Origin of the sequence: Chloroflexus sp. (assembly GCF_034432675.1) — a bacterium.
Classification (GTDB): Bacteria; Chloroflexota; Chloroflexia; order Chloroflexales; family Chloroflexaceae; genus Chloroflexus.
In genome coordinates this window covers 15,896-30,740 of the sequence record NZ_DAOUBI010000116.1, presented here as the reverse complement: position 1 = coordinate 30,740, position 14,845 = coordinate 15,896, and the positions used below count along the sequence as shown (strand labels likewise).

12 protein-coding genes and 2 tRNA genes are annotated in these 14,845 nt (G+C 57.0%); 8 read left to right on the top strand and 6 right to left on the bottom strand.

Annotation, left to right across the window (positions count from 1 at the left end):
* Nucleotides 1-860: 860 nt before the first annotated feature.
* From VAE55_RS08770 to VAE55_RS08755, 4 genes are read left to right on the top strand one after another with little or no spacing between them, the layout of a single operon-like run.
* Nucleotides 861-1,319, top strand: coding sequence for a DUF6992 family protein (locus VAE55_RS08770; protein ID WP_322815408.1), 459 nt, complete (start codon nt 861-863; stop codon nt 1,317-1,319).
* Nucleotides 1,316-2,383 (top strand): class I SAM-dependent methyltransferase, encoded by a 1,068-nt coding sequence (locus VAE55_RS08765; RefSeq protein ID WP_322815407.1) that lies wholly within the window; start codon nt 1,316-1,318, stop codon nt 2,381-2,383. The genes VAE55_RS08770 and VAE55_RS08765 overlap by 4 nt, the downstream gene beginning before the upstream one ends.
* A complete protein-coding gene (gene eis / locus VAE55_RS08760) occupies nt 2,380-3,555 on the top strand; it encodes a GNAT family N-acetyltransferase (protein ID WP_322815406.1) in 1,176 nt (391 codons plus the stop codon). The genes VAE55_RS08765 and eis overlap by 4 nt, the downstream gene beginning before the upstream one ends.
* Nucleotides 3,556-3,608: 53 nt before the next feature.
* Nucleotides 3,609-4,649, top strand: a complete 1,041-nt coding sequence (locus VAE55_RS08755; protein WP_322815405.1) for a glycosyltransferase family 4 protein — start codon at nt 3,609-3,611, stop codon at nt 4,647-4,649.
* 1,211 nt (nt 4,650-5,860) lie between these two features.
* Here VAE55_RS08755 and lgt read toward each other — a convergent pair.
* From lgt to VAE55_RS08740, 3 genes are all read right to left on the bottom strand, one after another.
* Nucleotides 5,861-6,766: a prolipoprotein diacylglyceryl transferase gene (lgt, locus tag VAE55_RS08750; RefSeq protein WP_322815404.1), complete on the bottom strand. Its 906-nt coding sequence runs from the start codon at nt 6,764-6,766 to the stop codon at nt 5,861-5,863.
* Between the two features lie 142 nt (nt 6,767-6,908).
* Nucleotides 6,909-7,673 (bottom strand): phosphoribosylformylglycinamidine synthase I, encoded by a 765-nt coding sequence (gene purQ, locus VAE55_RS08745; protein ID WP_322815403.1) that lies wholly within the window; start codon nt 7,671-7,673, stop codon nt 6,909-6,911.
* The gene (locus VAE55_RS08740) at nt 7,664-9,046 is read right to left on the bottom strand and encodes a protein kinase domain-containing protein (protein ID WP_322815402.1); all 1,383 of its coding nucleotides are present in this window, start codon (nt 9,044-9,046) and stop codon (nt 7,664-7,666) included. Before VAE55_RS08740 ends, purQ begins: the two co-directional genes overlap by 10 nt.
* A 346-nt stretch (nt 9,047-9,392) precedes the next feature.
* Between VAE55_RS08740 and VAE55_RS08735 the strand changes: the two genes are divergently transcribed.
* From VAE55_RS08735 to cysS, 4 genes are all read left to right on the top strand, one after another.
* Nucleotides 9,393-9,480: transfer RNA gene (locus tag VAE55_RS08735), tRNA-Leu, on the top strand.
* A 26-nt stretch (nt 9,481-9,506) separates the two neighbouring features.
* Nucleotides 9,507-9,583 (top strand) — tRNA-Pro (locus VAE55_RS08730).
* Between the two features lie 104 nt (nt 9,584-9,687).
* The gene (locus VAE55_RS08725) at nt 9,688-10,134 is read left to right on the top strand and encodes an SH3 domain-containing protein (protein ID WP_322815401.1); all 447 of its coding nucleotides are present in this window, start codon (nt 9,688-9,690) and stop codon (nt 10,132-10,134) included.
* Nucleotides 10,135-10,236: 102 nt separating this feature from the next.
* A complete protein-coding gene (gene cysS, locus VAE55_RS08720) occupies nt 10,237-11,433 on the top strand; it encodes a cysteine--tRNA ligase (RefSeq protein WP_322815400.1) in 1,197 nt (398 codons plus the stop codon).
* 96 nt (nt 11,434-11,529) lie between these two features.
* Here cysS and ftsZ read toward each other — a convergent pair whose 3' ends face one another.
* Genes ftsZ through VAE55_RS08705 form a run of 3 tightly spaced genes read right to left on the bottom strand, consistent with a single transcriptional unit; the run spans nt 11,530 to nt 14,841 of the window.
* Entirely contained in the window at nt 11,530-12,717 is a 1,188-nt protein-coding gene (gene ftsZ, locus VAE55_RS08715; RefSeq protein WP_322815399.1) for a cell division protein FtsZ, read from the bottom strand.
* A gap of 24 nt (nt 12,718-12,741) precedes the next feature.
* The gene (gene ftsA, locus VAE55_RS08710) at nt 12,742-13,989 is read right to left on the bottom strand and encodes a cell division protein FtsA (protein WP_322815398.1); all 1,248 of its coding nucleotides are present in this window, start codon (nt 13,987-13,989) and stop codon (nt 12,742-12,744) included.
* Nucleotides 13,990-14,022: 33 nt separating this feature from the next.
* A complete protein-coding gene (locus tag VAE55_RS08705; RefSeq protein WP_322815397.1) occupies nt 14,023-14,841 on the bottom strand; it encodes a cell division protein FtsQ/DivIB in 819 nt (272 codons plus the stop codon).
* Nucleotides 14,842-14,845 lie beyond the last annotated feature (4 nt).

Genomic DNA, 14,845 nt, shown 5'->3' with positions numbered 1-14,845 from the left:
AACGTTGCCAGAACGGCTTGCTCGCGGGTGCAGAAGCCATTGTTACCACATTTAATCAATGGTTGCAACAGAGCAAACTTGTTTCATAAAAGCTGTGCTGTCGTGATCCCAGACAGCCGTACAGGTGCGCATTAACACTTGCCAATCGCGCTGGATTGCTTGCCTTGCCTGCTCGTCATGCGCGTGTCGTGCGGTATGGAGTGAGGCAGCCACGCTACCTCACCAGCCGTGCTTCGTTTCGGGCGCGTGTCACGCTGTAGACCCTGCTGGTCGCTGGGATGCTGTTATCCACCACAGAGGCACAGCGAACACAGAGGATGAGTATAATCCGAGTTGCCACCTTAAGGCGTGAAGTAGCGCGTCCCTAGGCACTGGCTGCTACCTACATGGTTCAGACAGTTACGCTGCCCGGTGCTATGCGCAGCGTCGTGCTGTTCATCCTGGCATTCAACCTCCGTGGCTTGCGCACAGCGTAGGTGGCAGCTTAGGTTAAGATACAACGCATGACACGCACGGCAATGCCCACCATTCCACTACCGATGCGTTCTCCCGTCTTCCTCGTGTGCGTAGTGTCAGGGTACGGATCACCAACCCTGCCAGCACATCCGCGTGTATCCGCCAGCCCCGCGTCCATCCGTGTCCCGTCACGATAACCACGAATACGTAGTGGTGCGGAGCATCAGGTTACATATCACCAACCCTGCCAGCACATCCGCGTATATCCGCCAGCCCCGCGTCCATCCGTGTCCCGTTCTGTCACACGACCGAATCAATACCTCACGCGCTGCCCACAACCTGGCCCATCCCGTGTATACTAATGCCGACCGCGACGAGTACTCGGATCATTCGGGTAAGATGCGATGATGAATAACAACTTCTTCTCTTTTCAGTACCATGCGCTCAAGCCACTGGCCCAGTGGGGGCTTGGGAGTGTTATCGGCGGCGCGATTCTGGCGCTCGTTCCAGGTTTCTGGCGACACTTTGGGCTTCAAGCCATAAGCTGGGGCGCAATTGATTGGCTGCTGGCCGTTGCCGGACGCCGACAGGCACTGCTCAAGGCCGAAGACCTCGCGCTCGGTGATATTGACGAAAATGAAGCCCACGCCGCTGCCGAACGGTTACGGAATATCTTGCTGATCAACGCCGGTCTCGATCTCCTCTACATCGGGAGTGGTCTGTGGCTCATCCGAGGGGCAGGTGAACGCACCGACCGTCAGGGTATGGGGGCCGGCATTCTGGTTCAAGGTCTCTTTCTCTTGCTCTTCGATAGCATCCTTGCCGCCGAAATCCAACGGCGCTGGATTCCACCATCACCATGATCAACCAACGTATCTTTTCACTGTTACAATGCCCAACCTGCCGGGTACGTCCATTGGTGGTTGAAGCCAACGGTGTACGTTGCCCGCGCTGTCAGACACTCTACCCGTTCTGCGATGGCTATATCGATTTGATGCCACGAGGGGCAGAGTTCGATTACGTATCAAAGTATGTCAGCGATGAAGAGCAACTGGCTGCCGAACTGGACTACCGGGAGCTGGCACCACCGCTGCTGGCTGCCGGTGTGCGTGATCGCACGCTGCGCCGACTGATGCGCTGGCAGAAGAACGATATTGTGCTCGATAACGGGTGTGGCACAGCCAAACATGCGGTCTGGAACGCGAAGTATGTCGGGTTGATGGTCGGTTCCGATCCGGCCACGCTCTTCGCCGATGAAGCGGTGCGTACCGTCACCCTGGCAAAGGCCGACTCGCGGCTGTTGCCGTTCGCCGACAACAGTTTCGATAAAGTGTTTGCGATTGACATTCTCGAACACTTTCCGTTACCGGTCATCGATGCCTATCTGGCCGAAACGGCCCGTGTGCTGCGTCCGGGTGGGCGGATGCTGGCCTTCTCGAACACCCGCGAGCGGTCGCCGATCCAGCCGCTGATTGATGTCAGCCGCTTTCTGGGTCGCCTCTTTGTCAAAGCAGGCGTGTACGACTTCGAGCGCGAGAAGCTCCGCAAGTCAGACCATATCAAAGCCTTGGAAACCTGGGAAGATGTGCTGGCGGCGTTTGAACGTGCCGGCCTGCGACCGGTAAAGGTCATCTTCTGGAATAGCCTGTTCACGACCTTTGTCGAACACGTCCTGATGAAGTTGGGAGAAGCCCTGATTGGACGCAGCCGGAGCCGTTCGGCGTCTGAGTCGGTTCCTTCACGAGTCAGCGCCGGTGCAGCGCGTGAAATTCGGGCTCGCCAGCGCATGCGCAGTCGGCTACGCAAGAAGGGGCCGGTCTATTATGCGTTGCTGGCCGTAACCCTCTTGATGGAACTCGACCTCTGGCTGTTTGGCTGGATGCGGTGTGGTAGTTATTTCATTCTGGTTGAAAAGCCACGCTCATGATTGACTATCGCGTACTCTCGCTGGCAGAATTCGAGCAATTCTGGGCGCTCGACAGTTATGCGTTCGCCCGCCAGTATCACCGTGATCGCTACACCCCGGCAGTCATTGCCCAACTGCGCGGCCTGTTTGTTGACGGCGAACCTGTCGCGCAGTTGCAGATCATGCCATTTCAGATGCAGGCCGGGTACGGAGAGCTGGCGGTTGGCGCGATTGGCAGTGTAGCGACCTGGCCGCAACATCGCCGACGTGGCTATGCCGAACAATTGCTGCGCTACGCCTGTGCTGAACTGCGCGAACGCGGAGCTGTGCTGGCGCTACTCTATCCCTTCCGTCACACGTTCTACCAGCGCCTGGGCTGGGCACTGGCCGGTGAACGCCGGCTGGTTCAGGCGTCGCCTAATCTTCTGCAATCGTTTGCTGCCGCCCCCGGTACATACGTTGCTGCAACCGCTGCCCATATCGCCGAACTCGATACCATCTACCGCGGTGCGCTACGTGGACGGTATGGCCCACTGGTACGCGATCACGACTGGTGGCAGTTGGATGTGCTGCACACCTGGAGCGGTGATCCGTACCACGCCTTTATCTGGCGCGACGAACAGGGACGTGGTCGCTCATACCTGATCTATCGTCTGGAACGGAACGAGCAGGGTGATCGGCTGGTGTGTCGGGACATTGTGGCCCTCGATCCAGTCGCCCGCGCCCAGCTCTTCGTCTTCATCGCCCGGCATGCCGATCAGATTGTGGCGGCTGAGATACCAACGCCTATTGATGCCCCACTGAATGCGCTGCTGCCGGCACCAGCCCCTACGTCTGTTGTCCCACTCTTCATGCAGCGCGTGCTTGATGCCACCCGTCTGTTGAGCGACTATCCCTTCCCCCCGGTTTGCAACGGGCGTCTAACCATCCAGATCAGCGATGACTGGCTGCCCGACAATGCCGGACGTTATCAGATCGCGTGGGATAATGGCCGGGCAGAGGTTACTCGACTGGGGGCAGGCGAGGCCGATCTCGCCTGTACCGCTGCCACGCTCAGCCAGCTTCTCAGCCGCTATCTCCGCCCACGTACAGCGGCTGCGTTCGGTCTCCTCGCCGCACCGAACCGGCAGGCATTGACGCTGCTCGAACAGGCACTCGATGGCTTGCCACCATTCTGCGGCGACTACTGGTGAACTGTGTCAACCTGAAATAGCGCCATAACGCGCACGAGTTGAGAATTGTCAATATGCTACGACCTCTCTACATCTCGCCATTGGGCCGGGGCGGTGTTGATTTCGGCATTCAGAACATCACCCGTGCCACCCGTCGCTCCGGCCTGGCCTCTGAACTGCTACGGCTGCCTGAGCTGTACAATTTTCTCCCGATGTTCATCCCCAATACACTGCCTGCCGATGTGGTGCGACGGTTTGATGTCGTTCAGGGCCGATCCCGCATAGCCTTCAGTCTACGCGGGTACGACCGACCGGTGGTAACCACCGTGCATCACCTGACCACCGATCCCGATCTGCAACCGTACAGTTCATTTGCCCAGCGCCTCTTCTACCGCCTGGTCGAGTCGCGCTACGACGGGCTGTCCATCGCTTACGCCGATGCCGTGGTGTGCGTCAGTCGTTTTACCCAACGCATGGTCGAAGCGACCTATGGCCGTCGTGACACTGTTCTCATCTACGACGGCATTGACACCGATGTCTTTGTGCCGCCGCCAGGTATGCAGCGCCGCGATGATGGCCTACCGCCGGCGAATGGCCGGATTCGTCTGCTCTTTGTCGGCAATCGTACCCGTCGCAAAGGCTTTGATCTGCTGCCACGGATTATGGATCGGCTGCCTGAAGATTATGTGTTGTATTACACCGGTGGCTTTCAGGGACGCGATACCGGTCCACCCCATCCCCGCATGATCCCAATCGGTTCACCGGATCGGGATGGTCTGGTGGCCGCCTACCAGAGCTGCGACATTCTGCTCTTTCCATCGCGGCTAGAGGGTTTCGGGATTGCACCAGCAGAAGCACTGGCCTGTGGACGCCCGGTCGTCACCACCAACGTCGCTGCGTTACCCGAAGTGGTTGACGATGGCGAGAATGGATTTCTGGTCGCCCGTGATGATGTAGCCGGTTATGCCGAGAAGGTACAGATTCTCGGTGAAGATGCGGCCCTGCGCCGCCGTTTTGGCGAGCATGGCCGGGCGAAGGTCGTCACTCATTTCGGCTACCGTCCACTCGGTGAAGGCTTTCGACAGTTGTACGAGCGATTGTGCGGCAAGGGGTAGAATAACGCATGTAATTCCATTCACCGAATACCCTCACCCCCGACCCTTGCCCACAGTGCGCTATGCATTACCCACATGTCACGCTGCGTTAGGCCAGGCTGCCAGTGCTACTCGTGGCGCGGGCTTCCAGCTCGCGTGGAAGCATCCCCACTACCGCCGGCAGGTGCTGGCCATGACCGCTGGTACGCAGGCTTGACGCATGCGCCACGGGCTGATACAACGGCTACCCCCGCTGCTCCCATTCGCTTCCTGTTCGTGACGTGAGACCCACACAACAGCGTGCAACGCGATAGTACACAAGATCGCGCACGATAAGATGACGCTGCTGGTGAGCGAAGAAGTTGACCACCCGCTTATGGGTAAGGCATAGCGTCGTGCGGGAGAGGTGAGCGTAGAGGCTGAGATTACATCTGAAAAACTATCCATTGCACGCGATACAAGACATTCCCATTCGCGGCATCTCTTGGATGGTCAGGTGAACGGTACAGGTACCGTTCGTAGGGGCGGGTTTAGAACCCGCCCCTACACACCACCGGAATCAGCACGCTGTGGGGCAAGCTGCCGACCTGCGTTCCGCCATCCCCATCATCAGGGACACGTAGGCAACGGGCGCACGATAGCACAGCGTGATGGCATCAGCTCAAGCACCCTGCCCCACGGTTCGACACGATGTCTCCCGCTGCAATCATGCCGCATTCCGTCTCTGATGCGCACCGCTCACGGTACGACTGTTCCCTGGCATGTTGCTCAAGATAGCGCATGGTTGACACCATGCGTTATAGTTATGGGTGATACATAGCGCAGTGCGGGAGAGAGGAGAGCAGAAGTGCGATTTGTACCTTTCTGATGAGGTAAATGTTCTGTCCGTCCCCGGAACTACAAGGAGCAAGAGAATGCTAATACCGGATGTCTCCCACTGTCGTGCGCCGGTTCGCGGTGGCAATACCTCGCGTGACGCAGGCACCATGCGCTGGTGCAGGCAGAGAGCGAACCGGAGGCTCGCGTTCCCAGAGGATACCAATGCTGTCCACCACGATGGAGCACTCAAAGACATAGCATGCGGGTGACGGTAGATAGCGCACAATGGCGTGAAACCAGACTCGACATCACACCCGATCTACACCTCACCCAACTCCCCACTCTCTCCCCTCGCTCCTCTCTTCTCTCCCCTCGCTTCTATCCCCTATCTCCTATCTTCTATCTCCTCTCGCCTACCCCTCCTGCGCCGCCTCAACCTGCGCCTCGGTAGACGACCCGGCAAAGGGGCGGCGATGGTTCAGGTAGAGGAGGAATGCACACAGCACGATTGTCGTCACGCTGACCAGTTGTGCAACCCGAATACTCCCCTCACATTCGCCACCAATCCCGTTTACACACAGGCTATCGGTACGTAAACCTTCAATCCAGAATCGTCCGCTCGAATAGATGATGCCGTACAAAAACAGCAGATCACCCGGATTCAGCCGACGCTGTGCAGGCGGTGCCAAACGGCCAAACCGCCGGTCGAGCCAGAGCAGAACCCCCACCCCGACCAGATTCCAGACCGACTCGTACAGAAAGGTAGGATGAAAGAGAGTTGTAATCGGGTACGTAGACAGATCGTTGTAGGGCGGTAAGCGATATTGCGGATCGATCCGCAACCCGAAGGGCAGATCCGTCGGTCGTCCATACGCTTCCTGGTTAAAGAAGTTTCCCCAGCGTCCGATGCTTTGCGCCAGCAGAAAACCGGGCACACAGACATCGAGCCAGTCCCAGTACGGCAATTTAGCATAGCGCGTGTAGATCACGGTTGAGAGCAATGCGCCGATAATCGCCCCGTGAATGGCGATTCCGCCAGTTGTCAGGTTCAGCGCACTCCACGGATCTGGTGCGAAACGTTCCCACTCAAAGATCACGTAGTAAATGCGTGCTCCTGCGATGCCCAGGATCAACCCCAGCATCAACTGGTTCCAGACGTGATCGGGATGGTAGCCACGGGCAACGGCACGGCGCGAAGCCAGCATTGCCGCGAGCAGAGCACCGGTCATAATGATTGCACCGTACCAGCGTACCACAATCGGAATACCAAACAAGGTAAAGCTAATCAGAAAAGGATCGTCAGGCGGATAGAGAACCATACTGCACTCTGCTTCCTCTCAGGTTGATTTGCAATCCAGGCAGGTATGACATACGTCCGGCTGCACATCGGGTTTGATGAAAAAGACCAATACCTACCGCTAAGGGTAGCTTTCCAGCAGCAAGACACGTTCTGCTTGCACGCTATAGCGACGCGGCGTAGCGCACGGCATTGCGAAAAATCTGCAACCCATCGCCTTCGCGCCGGGCCGGTTCGCGTGTCCAGCGTGGATGCTGGTGGGGCAATACGGCATTTTCGGGATGCGGCATCAATCCGAGTACATTCCCCTGTGCATTGCACAGACCGGCAATCGCGTGCGGCGATCCGTTCGGATTCGCCGGATACCCCTCGCCAACATAGCGGAGTGCTACCAGCCCATTCGCTTCTAATTCGGCCAGGGTTGCCTCATCCCGCACAGCGATGCGTCCTTCACCATGGGCAACCGGCACTTCAATAGGCTGCTCGATATCCCGCGTATAAAGGCACCGGCTATGCGCCACTGCTTCGAGTCGTACCCAGCGACATTCAAACTGCTGCGATTCGTTTGTCGTCAGGGTTACCCGCGGTGGCTGCCGCAACGGGCCAGGTAGTAAGCCTGCTTTCACCAACACCTGAAAGCCGTTACAGATACCAATCACAGGCCGGCCATCGGCAACAAAGCGTTCAAGTTCTTCGCCCATGCGATGGATCAAATCAACTGCCAGCAAGCGACCGGCACCCAGGTGATCGCCATACGAGAAACCACCCGGAATAATCAGCATGGCATAGTCGGTCAATCGAATTGAGCGTTCGATCAACCGATTGACGTGAATTCGTTCAGGCTGTGCACCGGCCAGCTCACAGGCCAAGGCCGCATCTGCATCCCGATTAATACCGGGAGCGCGTAGAATGAGTGCTTTCAGTTCCACCGAAACTCCATCTCTACCTCACCGATCTTGATCCGATCACCAGCTTGCAGACGCTGCGGCACGTTGGGCAAAATTTGCTTACCGTTAATCTCCGTCCCATTGGTGCTCTTCTGATCGGTGAGAATATAGTGATCGCCACGTCGTTCGATAATCGCATGCAGGCGGGAAGCAATCCCGCGGTCGTGTTCTGCCAGATCGATTTCGGGAAAATGGGTCCGGCGCGGATCACGGCGTCCGATCCGGATAGGCGAACGATCTAGCACCACTTCCCAGGTTCGATAGGGAGAGCGCAGGATCAGACGTGCCGGTGGTTTGCGCAGTGGTGGCTCCGCTACGACGTCTTTGCCAGACAGGGCTGTACCGCAACCGGCACAAAACCGTGCCTGCGGTTTGTTCAGGCGACCACATTGATCACAAACCACTCCCACGCCCTCGCCTGCACCGGGCAACGTTGATGCAGGTGGGGGCACAACCGGCGGTGGCGCTGCCGGCTTTGTGGACGGCAGCGGCTGCATCCGGAGCGTCGGATCAACGTATGGCATCTTCAAGAGCTTATGCAGCGCCTGCTCCATGTCGAGACAACTGGCAAAGCGTTTCTCGCGCTCCAGACTCATCGCCCGAATCACAATCGCCTCTGTTTCAGGCGAGACCGAGCGATTGATCCTGATGATCTCACCCCGCCGGGGAGGTTGCAACGGTACCGGTGGAATGGCCGTCAACAGATGCAGCATCGTCGCGCCAAGGGCATAAACATCTGATGCAGCATCGGTCTGCCCACGACCGTATTGCTCAGGCGGGGCATAACCGGCTGACCCCATCGCAATCGTGTCTTTCGTCTTGCCGACTTTATGCCGGCGTGCCACCCCAAAATCGATCAACTTCAATACACCATCCGGCGTCAGAATCACATTTGCCGGTTTCAGATCACGATAGATAATCGGTGGCTGTCGCGTATGCAAATAGTGCAGAACCCGACAAAGCTGAATCCCATACGCGATAACCTGCTGTTCAAGCATGGGGGCATTCGCTTCACGGAGAATGGCTTCCAGCGTCTTACCGGGAACGAACTCCATAATCATGGTTGGCCGACCTTCATAGGCAAAGAGGTCGATCACAACCGGTAAGTTGGGGAAGGAAAGTGAGCGCAGTAGTTCAGCCTCTTGCAGAAAAAGCTGTTGGGTTTCAGCCAGCTCTTCAGCACTGATGTCGCCAAGCGGCCGCATCTCCTTCAAAGCCCAGATACTGCCGTCACTCACCCGCCGGACACGGTACACTGCTCCCATACCTCCACGACCGATGAGGTTGAGCACCGTATACGCATTATTCGTTCCCCGCACGGTCAGATTGTCTGGGAGTCGATCAGGCATCAGCATAGCGAACTACCGTAGCTATCGTTTCAAGCCAATTATACCACTAGCGCAGACCTCTGGTCTCCCCTCTCCCGCACGAGCAAATTCAAGGACGGGCAGCATATCTGATCTACCACACTTCTTCAGGAAGCCCCACACAGACTTCTGGTCTCCCCTCTCCCGCTGCGTTCAAGGGTGACAGTTTTATGAACGAACGCAGCTTACGCGCGTGTGATTAGGGGTGATGGCGTTCAGGCCATCTTTACGTTCCATCTTCCGCATACGCTCAACATGGACGTTCGTTCCTGAGCACACACTCCGCGCTATCCTTGACGAACCGGCCATTGACTGCTATAATCTGCGATGTCGCGCCGAAGTGGCGGAATGGCAGACGCGGCGGTCTCAAAAACCGCTGGGGATCAACCCCCGTGTGGGTTCAAGTCCCACCTTCGGCACCAGCGAGAGTTGTCTGGCTCTCACAATACGGGGCGTGGCTCAGCCTGGTAGAGCGCCGCGTTCGGGTCGCGGAGGTCGGTGGTTCAAATCCACTCGCCCCGACCAAATACAAAGAGCGTCTGTGTCGCAACACAGACGCTCTTTATCATGCATGTTACTGCCAGGATGGTATGATACAGGTAAGAAGTTCGATGATAGCGAGTACACCTATGAGACAACGAATTTTTTACCTGACTAGTAGCTGTCTGTGGCTGGGATGCCTTGTTCTCCTCTCAGCCTGTATTGATCTGGCGGCAGCCCTCCCGCCAACTCCCAGCCCCTTCCCGACCATCCCGCGCTTGCCGACGGTGACACCGATCACTCCAGAGCCGGTTCGCACATCGGTGATCATCGTGCTGGCACCATCACCCACAATAACCCCAACTATCAACGCTCTGCGCGGACGGGTGAGTGTGGCAGCAAACGTGCGGCAAGGCCCGGGCACGTCGTTTCAGGTCATTACCGTTCTCCCCGTCAACACCGAAGTTATCCTGGAGGGGCAACGGGCCAACTGGTATCTGGTGCGCCTCAGTGATGGGCAGAGTGGCTGGATGTCGGCAACAGTGCTTGAAGTTGATCCCGCCATCGCAGCTCAGGTACCGGTTGTCACCCCGTGATTTACATCAAACAACAATATCTGTCTGAGCAATAGTAGTGGTACCATACTATATGAGACTCGAACTAACCATCCTGGATGGTTTCAGCAAAGGATAGTTCCTATGCAGCTCTTCAGTACGCTATCACGAACCCGCGAAACCTTCACTGTACCGACCGACCGGCCCGTTACGCTGTATGTTTGTGGCGTCACCCCTTACGACACTACCCACATGGGTCACGCTCGTACCTTCATTGTCTTTGATGTGCTGGTGCGTTACCTTCAGTGGCAAGGGGCGATTGTGCGCTACTGTCAGAATGTTACCGATGTTGATGATCCGCTGTTTGAGCGCGCCCGCCGTGATGGCGTGCAATGGGATGAGCTGGCCGAACGTCAGATCAGACAACTCCGGGCCGATTGTGCCGACTTGAATATCTTACCCCCAACCTTCTTCCCGCGGGTTAGTGAGGAGGTTGGCACCATGATCCCCATCATCGAGCGACTGATCGAGCTGGGTCACGCTTACATTGTTGATGGCAATGTCTATTTCAGTATTCAAACCGACCCCGACTTTGGTCGCATGGCCCGTATGGGCTATAGCGAATTGCTCGCCATCGCCAACCAGCGAGGAAATAACCCGCATGACCCCAATAAACGCGATCCCCTTGACTTCGTGCTCTGGCAGCGTGGCAATCCCGACGAACCGAAATGGGAGAGTCCGTGGGGGCTAGGGCGCCCAGGCTGGCATATCGAGTGTAGTGCGATGTCGCAACGCTACCTGGGTGAGCAGATCGATATTCACGGTGGTGGAGCTGATCTGATCTTTCCCCACCATTCCTGCGAAATTGCCCAGAGTGAATCGGCAACCGGCAAACGGCCCTTTGCCCGCTTCTGGATGCACGTCGGTCTGGTCTGGCTCAACGGCGAAAAGATGAGTAAGTCGTTGGGGAATCTGGTGTTTGCCCGCGATGCCTTACGCGAGCACCATCCCGATGCGATCCGTTGGTATTTGCTGAGTGAACACTACCGCGAAGATTTTGATTACCGTCGCGATACCCTCGGGCGCTACGAGCAATGCGCTGCCGATCTGCGTCAGGCTCTGAGTATCACCGGCGGCTCGCATAGCCCGCTCGACGTTAGCCGTGGCCGTAGCGATATCATTGCCGCGATGAACGATGATCTTGACACCCCAACCGTCCTGGCCGTTCTGCATACGATGGCCGGTATGATCATTGATGGTGCAAAAGAAGACCGTGATGTGAGTTCAGCTCAGGCAGTAGTACGCGACCTGGCCTTGATGCTGGGGTTTACACTCCGTTGAGCAGCGCAGGTAGCGAAGCGGCCTGATACAGCATATCTACCGCATAGGGGGTGAAGATATTCCTTCCCCCCCTTGCTTCGCATGCAGCCTATACGTTTAACGCTGGCGATTGCGATCACGTCCGCGCAGGAAGGGCGGAATATCGAGATCATCGTTCGTGATCGCCGGTCGTACCGGCTGCACCGGCGGTGTCGTCGGGGTCTGAGCCGGCTGACGTGGTCGCTGCTGGATTGACTGACTACCAATCTGACCGGTCGCCTGGCCAGTGCTGGTCGCTACTGTCGGGTACGAGCGGGTGCGCTGCACATTCGAGTTGCGATTGACATCAAAGCCGGTAGCAATCAGCGTAATCTTGATCTCACCGGGCGGGAAGTTTGGATCGATCACTGCGCCGATAATGATATTTGCGTCGGGATCGACCTGCTTGGCCACAATATCCGCAGCCTCGTAAACCTCCATAATCCCCAAATCCTCACCACCGGTGATATTAAAGAGTACGCCTTTGGCACCATCAATACTCACTTCAAGCAATGGGCTGGCAATCGCCTGATTCACGGCATCGAGCGCTCGCGTATCGCCTTTGCCGAAGCCAACCGCCATCAACGCCGAGCCTTGCTGGGCCATAATGGTCTTAACGTCGGCAAAGTCCACGTTGATCAAGCCACGCTGCGTGATCAAATCCGAGATACCCTGAATGCCCTGGCGCAGAACATCATCGGCCATCTGAAACGCCTGCTGGAAGGTCGTATTCTTGCTGGCCGTCTGCAACAGACGGTCGTTGGGAATCACAATCAGCGTATCGACAACCGGGCGCAACTGCTCGATCCCGGCCTCAGCAACTTTTCGGCGATGATTGCCCTCGAAGGTGAAGGGGCGCGTCACTACACCAACGGTCAACGCACCGAGATCGTGGGCAATTCCGGCAATAATCGGCGATGCGCCGGTACCGGTACCGCCACCCATCCCGGCAGCCACGAAGACCATATCGGCCCCCTTCAACTGCTCGTAGATGTCTTCCTGGTTCTCCTCGGCAGCTTTCTGACCGATAACCGGATTACCACCACTGCCGAGACCACGGGTCAGTTTATCGCCGATCCGAATCCGCACCGGCGCCAGCGAGTGCATCAGAGCCTGGACATCGGTATTCACCGTGATAAACTCAACTCCCTGTACGCCGGCAGCAATCATGCGATCAACTGCGTTGCTGCCGCCGCCGCCAACGCCAATGACTTTGATCTGAGCGAAGTCTTCCAACGAGAAGCCATTGCTGCTGCGATCAACCATGGGTAACCCTCCTTGAACTGGTAATTATGGCAATAATTCGCGCAACCAGCGGCGGAAGCGCTCGTAAAGTGAACTCGTATCATCAGACGAGGACTGCTCAGGCGGCCGCCCGCCGTAGCGCACTCCCCATCGCAAAAGCCCAACAGCCGTTGCATATGCCGGTGAGTCGAGTGAGTCGGTGAGACCACCCAACCCTCCCGGAATACCGATTCGTACCGGTAATCCCAGGTCGTCACGCAGAAGATCGTCGAAGCGACTGAGCTGTGCCCCACCTCCGGTCAAGACAATGCCGGCCGGCAGCATGCCTTCATATCCGCTCCGGCGGGCTTCAGCAACGATCAGCTCAATAAGTTCCTCGGCACGTGCCTGTAGAACCTGTTTCAAGAGATGAGCACTGATCTGTTGCTTTTCACCTACTGTCAATGTTTCCGCATCGATGAGATCACTCTCATCACCCGGCGCGGGCGGATTACCGGCGATTGCGCTGCCGTAGCGCAGTTTTAAATACTCGGCGGTATTCGGCGGCGTATGTAAGACATAGACAATATCGTTGGTGAAGTGCTGCCCACCAACCGGGATTACTCCGGTATGCCATACCCCGCCCTGGGCAAAAATGGCGAGATCGGTAGTGGCGCCACCAATATCGATGAGCATCACGCCACGCTCTTTGTCGTCATCGCTGAGCACTGCTTCGGCAGCAGCTAGTGGTTGTAAGACCAGATCATCAATTTGCACACCTACCCGTTCGACGCTCCGGATCAGGTTCTGAATTGCCATCGCCTCACCGGTGATGATGTGTGTCTCCACCTCAAGACGCAGTCCGCTCATCCCAATCGGATCGCGAATTCCATCATTGCCATCGATCACATAAGTACGGGGAATGACGTGAATGATCTCGCGCTGCGTAGGTAACGCTACCAGTTGTGCTGCTTCCACTGCCCGCGCCACGTCTTGCCGGGTGATCCCGTCGGAATTCTGAACGGCTGCCACTCCCCGACTGTTAAGTGACGAAATGTGACGACCGGCAACCCCGACAAAGGCGTGATTGATCCGCAAACCACTGGCACGTTCAGCTTTTTCCAGACTGGCTTCAATCGCAGTGGCAGCATCGTCAATATTGACGACTACCCCCTTGTCGATCCCACGGCTGGGCACCATCCCAACACCGAGAATATTCAGCCGTCGTCCATCACCGATCTGGCCGACGATGGTACAGATTTTACTTGTCCCTACATCTATGCCAACAATGGTGCGTGCCATGGTGCGTGCCATAGTGTCCTCGCTACCTGCCCCAACGAGTGTCGTTTATGAGCTGCCGTCAGGACGATATTGATAAAATGGATTGACTGGTCGTAGATCAAGATAGGTAAACGGTGTGCCATAGGCGAGTAAATAGGCAAGAATTGTTAATTTGCGTTCAAGCCTTTCACTACGGCCAAAAACAATCATTTGATCCTGCGCTGTGCGCACAAAGACCCCTAAACCAAAATCCCACCCGATCTGTGCCGGATGTAATCCGATCTGGTTGGGTAACACAAAAGCCAGTTCACGGGCCAGTGTCAACGCATCGGTATCCAGTCGCATCCCTGGTTCGACCGGCAGATTTGAGCTATCGACAATCACTAACTCATCTTCGGCGGGCGGTGTTGCAGCCACTTCGATCACATACCCCTGCCGATCAACCAGATAATCAACCCCACCGGTTCGCCAGTACATCGTCGGTTGGCGCTCGACAATCACAATCCGCGCCCGATCAGGTAAACTGAGCGTCAGCCGGGCTTCCTCTACAAACGGACTGGTCAACAATGGCGCAACAGCCTGCTCTTCATCAACCAGCCAGATCGGCAGCCCCCGCAGTGGAACGGCGGCAACAATGCGCTCCGGGCTTAAAAACTCAGCCCCAACAACTTCGACCGTCTGTACCCGAAACCGACTGCTGAACAGGACGTAGAAGAGCGCAAAACAACTGATGACAAACACGATACCGCTGACAATCCGCCCGCTCCGTAAGCCTTCGCGCAATCGCCAGCGCCAACCGGGTACGACCGGCTCGGTGCTGTTTCGCCGCATACGCTGACGGCGGGCGGCGATTCGTTCACGAGTATTTGGCGGATTGTATTCCATGCCC

What these genes read in the sequence shown, in the direction of transcription:
- VAE55_RS08770 (WP_322815408.1), top strand. Translation starts at nt 861, where the DNA reads ATGATGAATAACAACTTCTTCTCTTTTCAGTACCATGCGCTCAAGCCA.
- VAE55_RS08765 (WP_322815407.1), top strand. Translation starts at nt 1,316, where the DNA reads ATGATCAACCAACGTATCTTTTCACTGTTACAATGCCCAACCTGCCGG.
- eis (WP_322815406.1), top strand. Translation starts at nt 2,380, where the DNA reads ATGATTGACTATCGCGTACTCTCGCTGGCAGAATTCGAGCAATTCTGG.
- VAE55_RS08755 (WP_322815405.1), top strand. Translation starts at nt 3,609, where the DNA reads ATGCTACGACCTCTCTACATCTCGCCATTGGGCCGGGGCGGTGTTGAT.
- lgt (WP_322815404.1), bottom strand. Translation starts at nt 6,766, where the DNA reads ATGGTTCTCTATCCGCCTGACGATCCTTTTCTGATTAGCTTTACCTTG.
- VAE55_RS08740 (WP_322815402.1), bottom strand. Translation starts at nt 9,046, where the DNA reads ATGCTGATGCCTGATCGACTCCCAGACAATCTGACCGTGCGGGGAACG.
- VAE55_RS08725 (WP_322815401.1), top strand. Translation starts at nt 9,688, where the DNA reads ATGAGACAACGAATTTTTTACCTGACTAGTAGCTGTCTGTGGCTGGGA.
- cysS (WP_322815400.1), top strand. Translation starts at nt 10,237, where the DNA reads ATGCAGCTCTTCAGTACGCTATCACGAACCCGCGAAACCTTCACTGTA.
- ftsZ (WP_322815399.1), bottom strand. Translation starts at nt 12,717, where the DNA reads ATGGTTGATCGCAGCAGCAATGGCTTCTCGTTGGAAGACTTCGCTCAG.
- ftsA (WP_322815398.1), bottom strand. Translation starts at nt 13,989, where the DNA reads ATGGCACGCACCATGGCACGCACCATTGTTGGCATAGATGTAGGGACA.
- VAE55_RS08705 (WP_322815397.1), bottom strand. Translation starts at nt 14,841, where the DNA reads ATGGAATACAATCCGCCAAATACTCGTGAACGAATCGCCGCCCGCCGT.